This is a genomic window from Nostoc sp., assembly GCF_036917975.1.
In the GTDB taxonomy this organism is placed as follows: domain Bacteria; phylum Cyanobacteriota; class Cyanobacteriia; order Cyanobacteriales; family Nostocaceae; genus Nostoc.
Window position 1 is genome coordinate 299,761 of the sequence record NZ_JBALEJ010000014.1, and the last position, 17,838, is coordinate 317,598.

Sequence of the window (17,838 nt, forward strand, 5' to 3'; positions counted from 1 at the left end):
CTCACACCGATAAAATTCTAAGTTTCATCTGAGTAATCACCGCCCGAACCATACTTCCAAGCATCAATCAAACGATGCCAATAATATTCTTGTGCTTTTGGTTGATTCTTAATCCATGTTTCTAGCATTGGACTTAACCAAAACAAGGCAGTGTACACACCTAAATTACTGTAATGTAACATCCAATCTAACAAACTTGCCAAACCTACTTGCGGAATTATCTTGGCAACTAATAGAGGATGATATAAACCAGTTTTTAACAGTGTTTGCGTTAGTGCTGAAAATTGCACTATATCTTGTAAAAATGGTTTTAGCACTGGTGTAGCTAACTGTTGCATTTCCTGAAATACTGCCGAGAGTAGTTGGTTAATTTGATCTGGAGCAATTTTCTGATTTACACCAACACTCATCGCCCTTTGAAACAACCAGGTGACAGTTAAACTTGGCTGATAGGGTTGTAGCAGTGTTAACGCTTTTGCTGATAATTGTTCTGTTTCCAGCGCTTCGTAAATGCCATAAGTTAAACGCTTCAGGTGACGCACCATTGCCCCAAAACCACCAAAACTCAAGGGAGATTGACTACCACTGCTATCTCCGGCTGGGAGAATGCGATTCCAGGGGGTTTTTAAGGGACTTTGGCGATAGGTGGGAAAGAAACCAAATAGCGCCCGTTGAAATTTCAGTTTACTCAATTCCACTCCCTGATATTCTGGTAAGAGACGCAGATATTCTTCAAAGAGAGTTTCTAAACTCAAACGTTGAGGATCTGCATCCATGTAGGTAAACAAGTAAGTGGTTCTGCCATCCCTGGCTGGAAAAGCTTCCCAGAAGTATTGACATTGATTCTGTAAAGATGTGAATGATAATAATAAGTCGCCTGAGTTATTTTCTGGAAAACCTTGGGCGCAACTTCCCACAACTAAGCACAGCGCATCTGGTTTTTTGCCTTGGCGGGCTTGTTGGGTGATTGGTGAAAAATGTCCCATCGCGTCGATTAGTAACCGAGTTTTGAATTGGTTATTTACCATCACCCCATCTGGATGAACCACCGCTTCGGTAAAGGGTGTGTTTTCTAACAACTTTCCACCTGCGGTGAGAAATCGAGTTTTCAAGGTAGCTAGTAGATAAACTGGATCTACGCCGATATTTAAGACATCCTCTACCCAAACTTCTGTACCGCCAGCAAAACTAACTCGCGCTGGGTTATATTGAGTGGCGATCGCACCTTCTAATTCCTCCTCTGTTAGCAAGTTCAATTCTACAAATACATCTAATTCTTTGCGAGAAATATTCCACTCTTGTTCCCTCCCCCGCAAAATTCCCCGTTCCAGCAACGCTACCCGCAATCCTTTCACCGCCAAGGCGCAACCAATTAAAATGCCTAAAGTGCCACCGCAGATAATTACATCGAAGTCAGTATCGCCTAAAGGCTGTTGACTTTCTTTAACTAGCGTTGGAACAGGTGCGGTGTTTTCGCGCCCAGATGTGAGGATGCGATCGCTTTGGCGCAATCCTCCTAAAACATCGCCGGGTAATTGGGAAAGAATTTCTTCAGTTAAAGACATTTTGGAAAAATTTAACTCTACATTCCAAAACTACCTGAGAATGAAGAAAGTAAATACGATATTATTTATGGAGAGCTAGGAGCGTGGTCAACAATAATAATCAAATATTACCATTACCCTCACAGGTTAACAGAGAAGAGTTAGAAGGCGTTGTGCAGGTGTTAGCAAACGTAACTAAACTCCCTGCTGAAGTGGTTAAGCCACATTTAGATGCATTGCTTGAGCAGTTGATGAAATCAAAACAGGAGCAACCATTTTACAAAACTGCAACGGCTCTTGAGTGGATAACAGCTTTTCGAGAATGGGCAGAGAGCCATAGGCGAGATACACCCTTACTATCAGAGTATGCTTTAACTCGGGCAGGAATATACGATGATGAGGAGCTAGGGCGAATGGAATTCGCGGCTACACAAACAAAGTCCGCCTGCGCGGACTAAGGAAAAATTGAGGTTTTCAAACCCACGCAGGTGGGTTTTGTCTGTGTAGACGCGGTTTCTAACCGCCGATTTAACGTTAAGTTGATTTATTTTGATAAATTATCCCAAACCGAATAATTTAGAAATCGCAGGCAATAATTTATTAGTCGCTTCCACCAGAGAAGCAACAGCAGGTAAGCCTGTAAATATCCCTTTCAACATGGTGATTGCAGTTTTTGCCGTCTTTTGTTTGGTGGATTCTTGAGGATTTTTACCCGCTTCTGCCAAACTGTTCAACTGTTCTAGCGCTTCGGCTTTGTCTTCTTCTGACAAATATGTGGATTGGATGATTGCATCTTGCAACTGCGACAATAATTCTTTGATTCCTGGTTTCTCGGCATCGGTTGCATCAGGTAACTGATTGAGGGCAATACTCACGTTACCGCTAATGGTTCCCAGATTAGCAATAGAATTATTGCCAGCGATACCGCTAACATTACTGCTGCCTTGAATATTGATGCCACTGATATCAGACATATTTGTATCTCCTTGAGTATAAAATTTCGGCTGCTTGAGAGCAGTATCTACCATATTTTCTAAACTAATAATGCGCTTATCTTTTTCTACCAGCAATAATTGCTGACTCTGCGATAAAGCTTTGAGTTGATTATAATCATCAAAATATTCTGCACTTAGTTGAGATTTATCGCTACCTGGGTTGGTTTTGGCTCTGAGCAAGATTTTATCATCGCCGCGTTTCTCCATTGCCACGATTTCTAACTCAGCTTCGGGATGGTTTTCGGCGCATAGCTAAAGTTTGCACCCACAAGGTCTTGTCTACCTTTGAAGTTGCGTCCTCGGAGATTTTGACCGCATAAGTCTTCAGCCATGTTGCACTTTACGGAGGTGAGCAAATTTTACTACACGCTCACCCCTGTAAATTCAGGAATGGTTAGATATATTTGTTAGTTGAGGATAAAAGGTGCAACTTCGAGGATAAAAGGCGCAACTTTGAGGATAAAAGGTGCAACTTCGAGGCTCAGAAGGTCATCATTGAGCCTCAGAAGGTCAACGTCGAGGTTAAAAGGTGCAACGTCGAAGATAAAAGGTGCAACTTCGAGGATAAAAGGCGCAATTTCGAGGCTCAGAAGGTCATCGTTGAGCCTCAGAAGGTCAACGATGAGGTTCAAAGGGTCATTGTCGAGCTACAGCCACAGATTACCAATGTTCCACTATGAGATTATCTACATAATTAAAATGCTCATCATGTGTAGCTAATGTCCAGCCACGTTCCAGACATTGGGCTGCAATCCAAATATCATTTTCAGGGATTGGTCTACCTTTGCGCTTTAAGGTAAGGCGTGTTTGGGCGTAGGATGTAGCGTTTCTCGCCCCATTGGCACTACAGCACAAGCCTCGATAAATTGTAAATAGCGAGTCAAATTTTGCAAGGAACGGGCAGAATTTTCCGCTCCAAACAACAGTTCCGCAACAACAGGTAATGGCAGGACGATACTTGGTAAGGCTATCACTCTTGCAACTACCACCGAATCACCGTTGAGATAGCGAATAGCAACGGAGGTGTCCAGAGCAGTTTCACCAGCCATTGAAGTCAATTTGTTCAAATTCCTGATGAATCACAGCCTGCAATTGTGCAGCTTCTTCGTCGCTGATAATGCCTGCGAACTGTAACAGTGGATGGGTTGGAGTCTCTTGGTACTCAATTATGATTTTAACTTTGCTATGTTCTGCCACACCTGTTAGTGTTTGCAGTGGACGCAAAACTCCATCTTCATATATTGCTTCAATAGTCTGAGACTCTGGCATAGGGTTTTGCAATCTAATTCCTACTCCAAATTCTATAACGGTTTCCAGATTCAATTTTGGTGATTTTTAAAAGACTGGGGTGTAATATGGTCAATAGAAAATAGAGCGGCACTTGCTTCTTCTGAAGAATGACAGTATTCACAAAGAAATTTAGCTCTTTGTCTGACTAATTTTTTGGTGGAATCATTAACTGTCATGATTGAGAAATGATTTTGGCATTAAGCAAGGTAAAAATTCTATCAAGCTCCAATATGCCTGCCAATTCAGCATCTTCCTCGCTTGTTAGCAATCCAGCTTTCTTTTTCTCAGACAATTCTTCGAGTCGAGACTGTAATTCTTCAGTAAATTTAAACAAATATATATCCCTAACTTTACTGAGTTTGATTCCAGAATCTACCCAGAATGAAGGTTGAACCATCATTTGAGTAATCATAAGCTGTATGTCTCGTTTAATTTAGCGGACTGGTGGTATTTTAACAGCGAGAAAGTAATCGTTTCATCAAGAACATAATCTGTTGTATAAATTTGCCCATTTTCAGCGATGTTTGACGACAAGCCGCTTTGCGTCTAAGCATATTGTTAAGCTTCTGTGGCTGCTATTCTTACAGGTGCGATTTCGGTGATTTTAGCGATCGCCAATTCTAGGGCGATATCTGACGGCAAGCTGTGCTTAACATATAAAGGAGGGAGTAAATCGACTGCAAAAAACATTAGCTATAGAAATAACTATGGAATCAAAGCAAGATGACATTACTATTCTTCAGGAAGCTGAGAAGCGTTTACGGCGACTGTCTCCAGAAAGGCTGCGGGTAGTGAGTGATTTTCTGGCCGATCTAGAAGAAAGAGAAGAACATGAGGCGACAACGGAACTTTTGAATATCCCTGGTTTTGAGCAAGCTTTGCGTGAAGCTATGCAGGAAGCTGACGCTGGGGAAGTGGTGTCATTTGACAGTATTCGTCGTCATGTATGAACTGGTACTGACTCGCAAGGCATAGAAGTTTTATCAAGAAGTAGATGCATCACTAGCCCAACGACTAAACCGTTGTTTTGACCAACTACGAGAGAATGCTTATGAACATCCAAACATCAAGCGGCTCAAAGGTGATTTCGCAGGTCTTTTTCGCTATCGGGTTGGTGTCTGGCGAGTTGTTTATAAAGTAGATGAAGAACAGCAACTAATTACTATTTTACTGATAGCCCATCGAAGCGATGTATATCGGTAAGTGTGTAGTGTGTATCTCAAGTATTAATGTGGATATAGGCGCAGATGTCTTTTAGCGATCGCACATTGGTAGTAATTGAGAGTTCACTTCCGTCCTGTCAAGACTTGTTCAGCACTCAAATCCAACTGTGGAAAAGTAAAAGAGATGATGCGTTCTTGTCCTCGGAATGCAACAGCATCATAGAACCCTTCTACTAGGGTGCATATTGTTACTATCTCTTGAATCGGGTCAACAATCCAATATTCGGGAATTTCCAAAACAGCATACTCAGAACGTTTGCTGCGATAGTCTGTGGTTTGTGTAGATTCGCTGACGACTTCTACCACTAATATGAGGGGAGTTTCGTTGAGTTCGATTACAGCCTCTCGATTAGAAAGTGCTTCCCATTGCTGTGTTGGTAATACGACTACATCTGGAATTCGTGAAGTGTCCCAGCGTCCCCCTCGTGGCGATCGCACTCCGACAGAAAACTTTTGTGCTGTCCAATTCTGGCCCATTTTGGCACTTTCATCATCAAAGCTTCGTTCTAAAAACTTGGAGATGCCACCGTGCTTGCCAGTGCCAAGGCTCATGGGAATTAATTCTCCATCTACCAATTCATATTGGGTATCCGTGCCATCGTTATACTGAAGATACTCTGCAAAAGTAAATTTTTTTGTGGTTGCAGTCATAGCGATGCCTTCCGTGGGCGTAGCCATCGCAGTTCTCATCGATGACTCAATACAGTTATTCTACTTGTATTACAGGAAATTAATGATGGAACGTTCAAAAATAATTGCTATTCTTACAGGTGCGATTTCGGTCATTTTAGCGATCGCATCTTATTCTTAAGAGTGCTGTTTAGCCCCTAATATCCAAACTAGGGAACTAGCTGAAAGCCCATACCTACATGGGTAAAGTGAGCATCTTCGGTAAGCTTTTGTGGCTTCTTGGTGATAGCGTTCGCTTCTGTCATGAAGCGTGAGCCAGCCCCATGTATCAATAAAAAGCTTATCCGCCATAGAGTTCGTCGTCTAAGTTGGCAGCTAGAGAACCGTGAGATACTGCGCCAATGAAATTTGCAAGGGGATCGCTGCTTTGGGTGTGTGGGTTAGATGCTGGTGATTTTTGGGTACGTGCAAGTTGTTGAACATACTGCAACACGTCTTTTAAGTGTTGCTCTGGCAGTTGTTCAATAGCGTCAAAGATAGCTTGTTTCGTTGTCATGGCAATAGCTCAATGTCGCTTTCAGGTTATTAATATTTTATGTGCTAAAGTGCGGTTCGCTCACGCCCAGAAACAATAGCCGAGTCTATTATGTGGATATAGGCACTGCATAACAACTTGCATTACAGGAAATACTGATGGAACGTTCAAAATTAATTGCTATTCTTACAGGTGCGATTTCGGTCATTTTAGCGATCGCTTACCTCATCGTAGTCCAACTCTTGGACTACCGCGACATGAAACCCGCCCCCATCAGCCAATTTGACCAAGCGCCTGCGATTATTTCTGTTTGTTGGCAGATTGACAAAGTTACCGAAGTGTAAAAGTGTAAATTACATTTAGTGTCAAATGAAAGCCAGGGCGAATAGAATTCGCGGCTACACAAACATAGACGCTTTGCGGCTTCCCGCAGGGTAGTCCGCCTCCGCGGACTAAGGGACTTCAAAATAAAAAAATATCCAATTAACTCCTGTGGGGTGGGCGTCTCGCCCGCCCAGTCGATATGGCGCTCATGTTGCCCACCCCACAATATTGGATAATTTATTTCTTGGAGTTCCCTAAGGAAAAATGGTTCTTCGGTTATTTTTATGGAAAACCTAGTTCAAAATCCTTGAAAGTCTTATTCTGTAAGCACTTCATTTAAAACAGTACCATAATTCTTTATAATCCTTGCGGGGCAAGGGTTTTGTTACAATCAATCCTCAATCACCATAAAAGGGACGCAAGAGCCAGAAAAATTAAGTATTTGAAACCCACGGAGGTGGGTAAAGCCTCGTGTAGACGCGGTTTCTAACCGCTTAATCTCAATCGATAAAACTAATGATAACTATTGATTCATCTCTTACTCAATACATAGATAAATATTAATAGCTATTATTTATTAATCAAATGGTTGATTATATAAGAATTAATTAGAGTAATTATCTCAAATTTAATTAGATCAAGTAATTCCATTTTGACAGATATAACGGTAAGCTGTTCCTAACAAAATTAAATAAAGATAAATTTGCATTATCTGCAATCGCTGGTTTAACAGGGATCAACGCTAGTTGATTTAAAACCCCTAACTTTTGATGAAAATATAGAGGTGAGTTAATGGCTCAGTTTCTACTAGAGACTGTTTGGCTAGTTCCGTGCTATGCCTTAATCGGTGGCTTATTAGCCGTGCCTTGGTCGCCGGGAATCATTCGGAAAACGGGGCCAAGACCGGCGGGTTATCTAAACTTGGTGATGACATTTTTGGCGTTTTTGCATAGTGCGATCGCTTTACAAGCAACTTGGAATCACCCAGCCCAAGAAGTATTTATTCCTTGGTTATCTACGGCTGGTTTAAACCTGACAATTGCTTTGGAAATATCCTCAGTGAGTGTCGGCGCTTTAGTTGTGATTACCGGCTTGAATTTGCTGGCGCAGATTTATGCCATCGGTTACATGGAGATGGATTGGGGTTGGGGACGCTTCTATTCTTTATTAGGATTATTTGAAGCGGGACTTTGCGCCCTTGCTTTGTGTAATAACTTGTTTTTCAGCTATGTAATTTTGGAAGTCCTGACACTGGGAACCTATCTACTAGTCGGCTTATGGTTTAGCCAACCGTTGGTAGTCTCAGGTGCGAGAGACGCTTTCTTAACCAAGCGGGTGGGAGACTTATTTTTGCTGATGGGCGTGTTGGCATTGTGGCCCCTCGCTGGTACTTGGAGTTATCCAGAACTAGCCCAGTGGGCAGCTACAGCTAACGTCAACCCGACAACAATGACACTGGTAGGTTTAGCCTTAATTGCTGGGCCGATGGGTAAGTGTGCCCAGTTCCCCCTGCATCTGTGGTTAGATGAAGCGATGGAAGGCCCGGTTCCCAGTACAATTTTGCGGAATTCGGTAGTAGTCGCTAGTGGTGCATGGGTGCTGATTAAATTGCAACCAGTGTTAACCATTTCGCCCGTAGTTTCTTCGGCGATGGTGGGAATTGGGGTAGTAACAGCGTTGGGTGCTTCATTAATTGCGATCGCTCAAATCGATCTTAAACGCTGCCAATCCTATTCTGTCAGTGCATACATGGGTTTAGTATTCATCGCCGTGGGAGTGCAAGAATATGAAGCGGCGCTATTGTTAGTACTCACCCATGCCATATCCGCAGCCCTGTTGGTGATGAGTACTGGGGGAATTATCTGGAATAGCATCACCCAAGACGTCACCCAATTAGGCGGATTGTGGACACGTCGCCCAATTTCTGCGATCGCTTTCATCGTCGGAACATTGGGATTAATTGGTTTTCCACCACTAGGTAGCTTTTGGGCGTTGGTGAAACTAGCAGATGGTTTGTGGTCAACGCAACCTTGGTTAGTGGGAGTAGTGATCGCGGTAAATACTTTAACAGCCGTGAGTTTAACCAGAGAATTCGGCTTAATTTTTGGTGGTAAAGCCACACAAATGAGTCAGCGATCGCCTGAAGCCCACTGGCCAATGATTTTACCAATGATGATTTTACTTGGTGTCAGTCTACATCTTCCTTTAGTGTTGCAAAGCTTATCACTTTTACCCGATTGGGCAAGTCTCAATAAAGATGTCGCACTGCTTTTAATTTGGTCGAGTATTTTCGGTTGCAGCATCACCGGCGTGATTTACTTAGGCAATATTCCTAAGCCGATTCGCCTCCCTTGGCAAGGATTACAAGACTTGTTTGCATACGACTTTTACACCCCCAAACTCTATAAAATGACCATCATTTTTGGTGTTGCCAAAATTTCCCAACTTGCCGATATGATTGACCGTTTCGTAGTCGATGGTATCGTTAATTTTGTTGGTTTATTTTCGCTATTAGGTGGCGAAGGTCTCAAATACAGCACCTCTGGACAAGCTCAGTTTTATGCACTCACGGTTCTTCTAGGAGTGAGCGTTTTAGGAATGTGGGTAACTTGGCCATATTGGGGAATGCAATTTTTAAATTTGGTTTTTCAAATTTCGACAATTGGATAACAGTAAACACAGTTCAGATTAGCCCAAAACACTTGTAGAGACGGCGATTTATCGCGTCTCAAAGCTAACAGTTCAATATTTTGAGAAGAATTCCATGAGCAGACAATATCCCCAAATCAATCTTTCCAGAAGAGGTTTATTGAAGTTTAGTGCAGGTGCGATCGGTACAGGTGTATTGACAGCCGGACTTAACTCAAACTTACTTGCAGACGAAAACAAAGCCCCAGCCGAAGATGATATTACCCCCGACAAAGCACTGCAAGAATTATTAGATGGAAATGAAAGGTTTGTCCAAACAAAACGTAAAAACCCTCACCAAACCCATTCGCGTTTAGTCGAAGTTGCTAAAGGCCAAAAACCCTTTGCTTCTATTCTCGGTTGTGCAGATTCACGAGTTCCTTCAGAGATTGTTTTTGACCAAGGACTTGGAGATTTATTTGTCTGTCGTGTCGCTGGTAATATTGCCACACGAGAAGAAATTGGTAGCCTAGAATTTGGCAGCTTAGTATTAGGTTCCAAAGTCATCGTGGTAGTGGGACATGAAAGATGTGGTGCAGTAAGTGCCGCGCTCAAAGGTGGTGAAGTTCCTGGGCAAATTGGGAGTTTAATTGAGGCAATTAAACCGAGTGTAGAAAGCTCAAAAGGACAATCAGGAGATAAGTTAGAAAATGCTTGTAAAGCAAATATTTTGACGCAAGTTAAAAAATTGAAATCATCGCCAGTTTTATCTGAGTTAATCAATGCAGAAAAGCTGAAAATAGTGGGAGCTTATTACGATTTAGACACTGGCAAAATCAGTATAGTAGCCTAGCTTTTTTGTCTTTTGTCATTGGTCATTGCCTAAGAGTATTCACATCAACCCAAAACCCTCATGTAGAGACGCGATAAATCGCGTCTTCTTCAAAGACCAATTATCTACACCAACAACCCTTAACCCAAGCGTATGGGTGCATCCCGATTTGGCGGATTTATTATGTAGTGCGAGCAAGATGCTCGCACTACATAATATTCCAAAATGGGATGATCCCAAACATATTGAGTCATAAAGGACAAAAACAAAGAACAAAGGACAAAATTACCATGTTAAGTGTTTTGATTTGGCTGCCAATTTTAGCCGCCGCTCTTATAGCAATATTACCCGTAAGTATCCCGAAAAACCGCATTCGTTTAACAGCATTATTTTTTTCAGGCATAGTTCTCTTCTGGAACCTTGTAATTCTGCTAAAATTTGATATCAGCAATCCAGGAATGCAATTTAAAGAGTATTTACCCTGGAATGAAACCCTTGGCTTAAGCTATCAATTAGGTGTTGATGGACTTTCCATTTTGATGTTGGTGTTAAATAGCCTCCTCACCTGGATTGCTATTTACAGCAGTAGTAAAGAAACTGAACGCCCCCGGCTGTTCTACTCGATGATTTTATTAGTTAGTGGAGGAGTTGCAGGTGCTTTTCTCGCTGAAAACCTGTTGCTATTCTTCCTGTTTTACGAACTAGAATTAATCCCCTTCTACTTACTAATTTCCATTTGGGGAGGAGCAAAACGGGGTTATGCTGGCATGAAATTCCTGATTTACACTGCTGTTTCGGGAGCATTAATTCTGGCGACATTCTTAGGTATGGTGTGGCTGAGTGGTTCTACCAATTTTGCTTTTGATGCAGTCTCTACAGAAAATCTGTCAACAGCAAAACAAATACTTTTACTAGCAGGAATAGTATTAGGTTTTGGCATTAAAATTCCCTTAATTCCCTTCCATACTTGGCTACCCGATGCTTACGTTGAGGCTTCAGCACCAATTGCCATTCTTCTCGGTGGTGTGTTAGCAAAGCTGGGAACCTATGGATTGCTGCGATTTGGGTTGGGTATGTTTCCCCACGCTTGGAGTATTATTGCACCGACTCTGGCAATTTGGGGAGCAATTAGCGCCATCTATGGGGCAGTAGTTGCGATCGCTCAAAAAGACATCAAGCGCATGGTAGCATACAGTTCCGTTGGTCACATGGGCTATATTTTGCTAGCTGGTGCTGCTAGTACTCCCCTAGCACTTGTAGGTGCAGTCGCCCAAATGTTTAGCCACGGCATTATTTTAGCGATTCTGTTCCACTTGGTAGGAGTTGTAGAAGCCAAAGTTGGTACCCGCGAGTTAGATAAACTCAATGGTTTAATGAGTCCCATACGCGGTTTACCTCTAATTAGCGCCTTACTAGTTTTAAGTGGGATGGCTAGCGCAGGTATTCCCGGTTTAACAGGATTCATCGCCGAATTCATCGTTTTTCAAGGTAGTTTCTCTATCTTTCCCATCCCGACAATTTTGTGTGTAGTCGCTAGTGGATTAACCGCAGTTTATTTTGTCATCCTTCTCAACCGCACTTGTTTTGGCAGACTTGATAATTTAGCTTACTATCCCAAAGTCTTATGGTCTGAAAAAATCCCAGCTTTAATTTTGGCAGCTTTCATCATCTTTTTAGGAGTACAACCCACTTGGTTAGTCCGTTGGAGTGAATCTACAACTACAACAATGGTGGCTGCAATTCCCTCCTTAGAAAAAACCGTAATCTCTGAAGTAGCGTTGAAATAGAAAATACATCAAAACACTTGTAGAGACGGCGATTTATCGCGTCTCAAAATCTTTCCTCACACGATAAATCACCTCTCAAAATCCATCCCCCAGACGCGATAAATCGCGTCTATACAAATTTACGATTACCATGACAGCAATTAAAACAGCAATTAAATTACCTCCTTCTAATCACGAATTTGCCGAAGTAATTCACCGTTTAGAAGCAGGCGGTGCAATGTTACCCGATACCCCAGAAAATTTAATGCAAATCATCGGTTTATATAAGGCTTATGCTGTACCGATGGATTTTTACTGGCGTGACCTACTTTATATTGCCGAACGCGAATTTTTAAACCCGTTACCATTCTTTAAATACTTCTTACCCAAAGAGTATTTAGAACTGCATAATCATTACGCTGGTGATGATGCCGATTTACGAATTTGGCGCGGCGAAGCTACTGCACATCCTGAACTTTTGGCATTTATTGAGAAGGGTGAAACTTTCAAAATGCCAAAGTTGTTGCATCACTTGTTCCACGATCGCATTAACATGGAATTTGCAGAAGCTTGTATGCGGGCGATGTTGTGGCACAGAGGGATGGGTGGGCAATTTGACCCTTACCTAGATTCAGACGAATACAAAGCCAACGCCGACAGGGCAATTAAAGCTTACTTCCAAGGGAACCCCGTCATGCTGGGACTTTACAAGCTGTTCCCCGATATGTTTTTGGAACAGTGTCGCCAGATGTCATATTACGCTAATCTGGGCTTATTCTGGGAAATCATGGCCCCAGTATTCTTTGAAATGTCCGATCGCTATGACGAAGGTAGCATTAGCAGTGTCCCAGAGGCGATGAGCTTCATAGTTAATGGTATATTTGCGATCGCAGGTCGTCCGATTTACCATCACGTTTATATTCGTGGCGAATGCTACGAAATTGTCCCTAAATCCAAGGGTTTCATGTGGCTATATGAAGCCGCATTACCTTATGTCGAAGCAGTTTTCTACCGCACCGCACCCTTTAGAGGGACAAAATCTTATAATGCTCAAGCGCGTCAAGTACCAGAAGACCAGAAAGACTTTCACTATGGTATTCTTTACGCTGATGTATTTCCAGTGGGTACTGCTGGTATTCCCCCGACATTATTAATGCAAGATATGTTGCATTTTTTGCCACCTTATCTTGTTGATTACTACAGCCAACATTGCCGGGGTGAAGAAGATATGTTGATTCAGTTGGGAGTTAGTTTTCAACGGTCGATGTACTGTGTCACTTCTGCGGTAATTCAAGCCTTGCGAACGGCACTTTTATATCCTTTAGATGACCCAAATCCCAAACATTTGCAAGCCAACCGAGATTTTTTTGAAATGCAGCTAAATCGCTTTACTCGACCTGAGTATAACATTCGTGATGCTGCTCGTTTAGGAAGTATTCAAAGTCAAGATTATAGATAACTAGACATCTCCGAAAAAGAATGTAGAGACGTAGCACTGCTACGTCTCTACAAGGGTTATGGGTAACGCATATTTAATTTCTGGAGATGTCTACTGTTTTTGCCTCGTTCCCAGTCTCCGACTGGGAATGCTTGTCTTTGGGGCTGCCGCCTCTCTTTACTGGCGGCAGAGCCGCTTTTGAGTTGCATTTTCCGAAACGAGGTTTTAAAGGAGTTTCAGCTTAAGTTAACACCAATGAGCATTGCTGTGCCCCTCCCATTTCCACCGTCGCAAGAACAGAAGCAAGATTAGCAAGAAAGACGTAAGGCTTGATGCGATTTGAAACTTTTTGGACAGATTAACCTAGAAACTCCCAAAGCACTCTACCAAAGAGTGCTTTCACTTTTTAACGAATTCGGTGGGTTGAAGTCCCCCGGTTCAATAAATAAGTCAGTTTTGTGGTGGGGTCTAAATCCCCATTACAAAACTGTACTTCCGACTTCCGACTTCCGACTTCCGACTTCTTTAACTAGTTTTTTTGCGGAATCGCCATTTTTACATTTGTAGCTTTGGTAAGAATTACGTACATGAGTAGCAAAGGTAAAAATGCATATTAGCATCACAGATAACTTGAAGAAGCGATTTCATGCCACCTGCGTTATGCGGGGTAAAAAGATGAGCCAAGTAGTAATTGAGCTAATCGAGCAATGGCTGGAAAGCAACGAAGTCACCCAACCTGGGGAGGTAAAGAGGCTATAGCAGTCAACCAAATTCAATGGTCTGGCTACAGGTAAAACCAGTTCTGAGAAACCTGATCAAATTATATAACTGAAGTTTAACTAAATGATACAAACAATCTTAATTTTGACAGCAAATCCTAAAGGTACTTCACAACTACGTTTAGATCAGGAGGTGCGAGATATTGAAGAAGGATTACAGAGGGCAAAACAACGCGATCAGTTCGTTCTCAAGTCAATGTTTGCAGTGCGACCGAGGGACATACAGAGAGCAATGCTGGATATCAATCCTTCTATTGTTCATTTTTCTGGGCATGGAACAGGAGATGAGGGTTTAGTATTTGAAGATGAAACAGGTTCGGCAAAGTTAGTCGATGGAGAAGCTTTAGCGGGACTGTTTGAACTGTTTGCAGAGCAAGTTGAGTGTGTTGTTCTTAACGGCTGTTATTCAGAAGTGCAAGCTTTGGCGATCGCACAACACGTTAATTATGTGATTGGCATGAAAAAGGCGATCGGAGATAAAGCAGCAATTGAATTTGCTGTGGGTTTTTACGATGCTCTAGGAGCAGGACGATCTGTTGAGTTTGCCCACAAATTAGGTTGCGCTGCAATTCGGTTAGCAGGTATTCCTGAGCAACTCACCCCGACTCTAAAAAAGAAGCCAAATATTGAAATTGAAGAACAGCCTCCAGTCACGAACAAACCTGCACCTGAAGAACTAAACGACTCTGATAGAGAAATACTTACAGAACTCTTAATACGTAGTGGACGTGCAGAATATTCGGCACGAAAAGCACTTTGTATAAAAATTGGAATTGAACCAAATCAACTTGGATTTTTAAGAGAATCAACCGATGCTGATTTTGCCTTAGAGCTAATTAGCTATTTGCATACTACCGATGATAAACAAGCTATTGGAAAAATCTGTAAGCAACTTGAAGTGGTGTTTAAAAGAGGGAAATACGCGGTTGATTTGGACAGTATTACATCAAAACTAAATTTGTCATAATGTGAGAGGTTAAAAGTATGTCTCAACAAGATTTTTTAAATGAATCTGATATAGATACCTTAACAAATCTTTTGCTTCGTAGCCAACAATCAAGAACACGAGAAGCACTATGTTCTAGCATTGGAATCGACCCCAGGCGACTTTCGTTTTTAAGAAATTCGTCGGATTCTGACTTTTTTCTACTCCTCATTGAGTATTTAAATGAAATAGGCGATCAAGAAGCTCTTTGTAGGCTTTGTTGCCGGGAACTATTTCCTATCTTTAATAAATCAACACATAGAACCATCTTAGAAGAGATTGCAGTAAAACTAAATTGTAATCATGAATCTGGACACAATTCTCCAACAAATAAAACGGTAGGACAGTCAACTTCTCCAATACATAGCTCTGTCCCTGAGTTCAGAGTCAATTACCCTAATCAACTAGATGAATCAAAACCTGAATCATTGTTTACAAAAATCGGTAATATTAACAAAAAGCTACTTGCAGGTGGTGCAATTATTCTAATTGTGTTAGCAGGATATCCAACTTATGAACGTTTTAAACAGCCGTCTCAATTAGTCGAGTATCAGGTGCTAACACAGAAAGCCCCACTTGTTTGGTCTGAGACTAAAGGGAATATAGGAGAGTATCGACAAGGAGTAATACTAGTTAAACCTATAGATGTCAACCTTCGTGATTTTATTGTTGAAGCTCAATTTGATAACCCCTATGACGGTGCAATGGATAATTGGACTTATGGTTTCGCATTTCAAGAAAATACAAGTCATAAGCAGAACGATCCCCAACGCAAATCGTTTGATGTATGGGTTAATTCAAAGGAAAAAGAATTGCGTTTCGGTACAACTAATAAATCTTCAAGCGAGCAATTATCAAATCTTAATGTCTCAAATCAAAGTTCAAATAAATTAAGTTTAATTGTCAAGGATAAAAAAGCTAGTTTTTTTGTAAATGATATGTACATTGTAACGTTTGATATTTCAGATTTAACGAATAAAGGAGATATTGTTTTAATAGCAAAAGAGGGTATAAGTGGTAAATTAATCCAATATAAAAACCTTAGAGTTTGGTCTCTAGATAACTAATGAGCATAATGAGCTAAGAGAAAGCTGAAATGAGACTGAAAGTATAATTCTTGCAAAATGCAGGTTTTGCCGGGATTGGTAGAGCATCTGCCTTGGAGATTCTTCGATTTGCTTGCTACAAATAATAGTATCAAAATCAAAGGATAGTAAATCATTTAACGTTTATCCTAATTCACTTCCAAACTGGCTTCTTCACAAGCTGCATCCTGTGAGCAATTTGCTTTCGCAGTTCATCTTAATTTTCACTGACTGCTAACTCCATCAGTGGTTCGTCCACTTATTTCACTCTCGTGGATGCGGTAGATTGCGATCGCTTCTGAACGTCCCTCAGCATCAATCCAAGTTCGATTGAGCGCGGGTGAGAGCGTTGTATTGCGCTCTTTGATCGAGTGCATTGCGCGATCGATGTCTGAATCCTCTGTGAGGCGCGAGGCTCGACCATTCACAATCACACTGCGCCAATGAAGAGGCCCGTGAATTTCTTCAACCTGTAGGCAGATTTCTGGATTCGCGTCTATGTCGTGAGTCTTCATACCGACCGTTGTAAACAGGTAAATGTCCTCTTCTTCGAGATAATAATACATTGGCATCACGTAGGGTTTGCCTTCGTGTACGCAGCCAAGATGACCGTATCCTACTTGGTGTAGTAGTTCGTGTATTTCTTTTGAATTCATTTCATCAATATCTAACATTAATATTCTCCTAAAGATTCAGTTGATTGATAGTGTATTAAAGAGAAATAGTCCACACTTCTATTAGATGGAGTGCAGATGTAAAAATTAATCAAGTTAGTCTATCAACAGCTTAGATTTGATAATCATGCTGCACGCAAATCTGCCTCATGTAGTAACACCATCGTTTCTACACCAACTCTGCAAAAATGAGGTTCTAGCCCTAGAGGCATTTCAATCAGATAGATCCAACTTTCAGATTCAGATTTGTAGCTTTTGACAAGTCCTTCCCCACCCAAAAATCTTACTCGTTGGGTATGACAAAAAATAGGCGTTTTGATGAACTTTTTACTCATAAATAAGACTCCTCTATATAGCTTTAGGCAAAGCCATAAAAGGGCACTATTTTTTCGATAAACTCTCAAGATTCGGAAAATTCCTGATTAGTCCCTTAGCTTTTCATTAAAACAGAAAGCATAAAATACTTCTTGTATCTTGCTAGGTAAATAAATTCAATTTCATCTACCACTTTTGAATGTTTTATGAGAATTTGTATAACTTATACATGAACTAAAACATTTATTAAAACACGATCTTTGACAGTGAAACGTTATAAGTCAGTACAGTTCAGAATGAGCAACAAAACACTTGTAGAGACGGCGATTTATCGCGTCTAGAAAACCCAAAATTGTTGCCAGTAACCCTTCATTTATAGCGGTTCTCATTCACGTAAGGTACACCCGTAGGGGCAATTCATGTAGACGCAAAGCGGCTTCCCGCAGGGTACATTAGTGTCAACTTAACGTGAAACCGTTCGTCCGCCGGGAATTGAAATTTCCGTCTCATAGCTAAAGTCATCTGAAAATGACTAAATGTTGAAGAATACCCATATCAACGTGTGAATAATTTTAATCAGCGTCAATTGGATTTCACTTTTCATAAAAGCAACGCAAGTACTTCAACACGATATTTGAGTACTTCAACACGATATTTAAGTACTTCAACACGATATTTAAGTACTTCAACACGATATTTGAGTACTTCAACACGATATTTGAGTACTTCAACACGATATTTGAGTACTTCAACACGATATTTGAGTACTTCAACACGATATTTGAGTACTTCAAC

Annotated in this window: 23 protein-coding genes and 1 pseudogene; 12 read left to right on the forward strand and 12 right to left on the reverse strand. The window is 41.3% G+C overall.

Annotated elements, in window-relative coordinates:
* Positions 1-17 precede the first annotated feature (17 nt).
* Positions 18-1,565 carry an FAD-binding oxidoreductase gene (locus V7K76_RS06090; RefSeq protein ID WP_334952101.1) on the reverse strand — a complete coding sequence of 516 codons (1,548 nt, stop codon included), beginning with the start codon at positions 1,563-1,565 and terminating at the stop codon, positions 18-20.
* Positions 1,566-1,648: 83 nt separating this feature from the next.
* Here V7K76_RS06090 and V7K76_RS06095 point away from each other — a divergent pair, with 83 nt between their 5' ends.
* Positions 1,649-2,002 (forward strand): hypothetical protein, encoded by a 354-nt coding sequence (locus V7K76_RS06095; RefSeq protein WP_334952099.1) that lies wholly within the window; start codon positions 1,649-1,651, stop codon positions 2,000-2,002.
* Positions 2,003-2,101: 99 nt separating this feature from the next.
* Here V7K76_RS06095 and V7K76_RS06100 read toward each other — a convergent pair whose 3' ends face one another.
* From V7K76_RS06100 to V7K76_RS06130, 6 genes are all read right to left on the reverse strand, one after another.
* Complete coding sequence (locus V7K76_RS06100; RefSeq protein WP_334774742.1) at positions 2,102-2,746, reverse strand: hypothetical protein; 645 nt, start codon at positions 2,744-2,746, stop codon at positions 2,102-2,104.
* Between the two features lie 200 nt (positions 2,747-2,946).
* On the reverse strand, positions 2,947-3,171 hold the full coding sequence (locus V7K76_RS06105; RefSeq protein WP_334774741.1) for a hypothetical protein: 225 nt from the start codon (positions 3,169-3,171) through the stop codon (positions 2,947-2,949).
* A 159-nt stretch (positions 3,172-3,330) separates the two neighbouring features.
* Entirely contained in the window at positions 3,331-3,588 is a 258-nt protein-coding gene (locus V7K76_RS06115; RefSeq protein WP_334774907.1) for a PIN domain-containing protein, read from the reverse strand.
* On the reverse strand, positions 3,578-3,808 hold the full coding sequence (locus V7K76_RS06120) for an antitoxin family protein (RefSeq protein WP_335029722.1): 231 nt from the start codon (positions 3,806-3,808) through the stop codon (positions 3,578-3,580). The genes V7K76_RS06115 and V7K76_RS06120 overlap by 11 nt, the downstream gene beginning before the upstream one ends.
* Positions 3,809-4,001: 193 nt before the next feature.
* Complete coding sequence (locus tag V7K76_RS06125; RefSeq protein WP_094347747.1) at positions 4,002-4,241, reverse strand: hypothetical protein; 240 nt, start codon at positions 4,239-4,241, stop codon at positions 4,002-4,004.
* A 146-nt stretch (positions 4,242-4,387) separates the two neighbouring features.
* On the reverse strand, positions 4,388-4,519 hold the full coding sequence (locus V7K76_RS06130; protein ID WP_334774738.1) for a hypothetical protein: 132 nt from the start codon (positions 4,517-4,519) through the stop codon (positions 4,388-4,390).
* Between the two features lie 17 nt (positions 4,520-4,536).
* On the opposite strand from V7K76_RS06130, the gene V7K76_RS06135 reads away from it, so the two are divergent.
* Both V7K76_RS06135 and V7K76_RS34560 read left to right on the forward strand, forming a co-directional pair.
* Positions 4,537-4,779, forward strand: a complete 243-nt coding sequence (locus tag V7K76_RS06135; RefSeq protein ID WP_334706534.1) for a hypothetical protein — start codon at positions 4,537-4,539, stop codon at positions 4,777-4,779.
* 61 nt (positions 4,780-4,840) lie between these two features.
* Positions 4,841-5,032, forward strand: a pseudogene (locus tag V7K76_RS34560) (type II toxin-antitoxin system RelE family toxin); the annotation flags it as partial.
* A gap of 83 nt (positions 5,033-5,115) precedes the next feature.
* Here V7K76_RS34560 and V7K76_RS06140 read toward each other — a convergent pair.
* A complete protein-coding gene (locus V7K76_RS06140) occupies positions 5,116-5,703 on the reverse strand; it encodes a Uma2 family endonuclease (RefSeq protein WP_334774737.1) in 588 nt (195 codons plus the stop codon).
* A 4-nt stretch (positions 5,704-5,707) separates the two neighbouring features.
* Between V7K76_RS06140 and V7K76_RS06145 the strand changes: the two genes are divergently transcribed.
* Complete coding sequence (locus V7K76_RS06145; RefSeq protein WP_335029723.1) at positions 5,708-5,863, forward strand: hypothetical protein; 156 nt, start codon at positions 5,708-5,710, stop codon at positions 5,861-5,863.
* A gap of 159 nt (positions 5,864-6,022) precedes the next feature.
* On the opposite strand, the gene V7K76_RS06150 is transcribed toward V7K76_RS06145, so the two are convergent.
* A complete protein-coding gene (locus V7K76_RS06150) occupies positions 6,023-6,238 on the reverse strand; it encodes a hypothetical protein (protein ID WP_334717709.1) in 216 nt (71 codons plus the stop codon).
* A gap of 137 nt (positions 6,239-6,375) precedes the next feature.
* Here V7K76_RS06150 and V7K76_RS06155 point away from each other — a divergent pair, with 137 nt between their 5' ends.
* The 8 genes from V7K76_RS06155 (at position 6,376) to V7K76_RS06190 (ending at position 16,036) form a co-directional block, all read left to right on the forward strand.
* Entirely contained in the window at positions 6,376-6,561 is a 186-nt protein-coding gene (locus tag V7K76_RS06155) for a hypothetical protein (RefSeq protein WP_334706589.1), read from the forward strand.
* Between the two features lie 772 nt (positions 6,562-7,333).
* Complete coding sequence (locus V7K76_RS06160; protein WP_334774735.1) at positions 7,334-9,211, forward strand: NAD(P)H-quinone oxidoreductase subunit F; 1,878 nt, start codon at positions 7,334-7,336, stop codon at positions 9,209-9,211.
* 94 nt (positions 9,212-9,305) lie between these two features.
* On the forward strand, positions 9,306-10,022 hold the full coding sequence (locus tag V7K76_RS06165) for a carbonic anhydrase (RefSeq protein WP_334774734.1): 717 nt from the start codon (positions 9,306-9,308) through the stop codon (positions 10,020-10,022).
* Positions 10,023-10,291: 269 nt separating this feature from the next.
* On the forward strand, positions 10,292-11,788 hold the full coding sequence (locus V7K76_RS06170; RefSeq protein ID WP_334774733.1) for an NADH-quinone oxidoreductase subunit M: 1,497 nt from the start codon (positions 10,292-10,294) through the stop codon (positions 11,786-11,788).
* Positions 11,789-11,918: 130 nt separating this feature from the next.
* Complete coding sequence (locus V7K76_RS06175; RefSeq protein WP_334952090.1) at positions 11,919-13,226, forward strand: CO2 hydration protein; 1,308 nt, start codon at positions 11,919-11,921, stop codon at positions 13,224-13,226.
* Between the two features lie 585 nt (positions 13,227-13,811).
* Positions 13,812-13,964: a plasmid partition protein ParG gene (locus V7K76_RS06180; RefSeq protein WP_334774730.1), complete on the forward strand. Its 153-nt coding sequence runs from the start codon at positions 13,812-13,814 to the stop codon at positions 13,962-13,964.
* An 84-nt stretch (positions 13,965-14,048) separates the two neighbouring features.
* Positions 14,049-14,951, forward strand: coding sequence for a CHAT domain-containing protein (locus V7K76_RS06185; RefSeq protein WP_334952086.1), 903 nt, complete (start codon positions 14,049-14,051; stop codon positions 14,949-14,951).
* Positions 14,952-14,968: 17 nt separating this feature from the next.
* On the forward strand, positions 14,969-16,036 hold the full coding sequence (locus tag V7K76_RS06190; protein WP_334952084.1) for a hypothetical protein: 1,068 nt from the start codon (positions 14,969-14,971) through the stop codon (positions 16,034-16,036).
* Positions 16,037-16,278: 242 nt separating this feature from the next.
* On the opposite strand, the gene V7K76_RS06195 is transcribed toward V7K76_RS06190, so the two are convergent.
* From V7K76_RS06195 to V7K76_RS06205, 3 genes are all read right to left on the reverse strand, one after another.
* Entirely contained in the window at positions 16,279-16,710 is a 432-nt protein-coding gene (locus V7K76_RS06195) for a pyridoxamine 5'-phosphate oxidase family protein (RefSeq protein ID WP_334952082.1), read from the reverse strand.
* 143 nt (positions 16,711-16,853) lie between these two features.
* Complete coding sequence (locus tag V7K76_RS06200) at positions 16,854-17,063, reverse strand: hypothetical protein (RefSeq protein WP_334774727.1); 210 nt, start codon at positions 17,061-17,063, stop codon at positions 16,854-16,856.
* A 580-nt stretch (positions 17,064-17,643) separates the two neighbouring features.
* Positions 17,644-17,838 (reverse strand): hypothetical protein (locus tag V7K76_RS06205; RefSeq protein WP_335029724.1); only part of this gene is annotated, 195 nt, incomplete at its 5' end.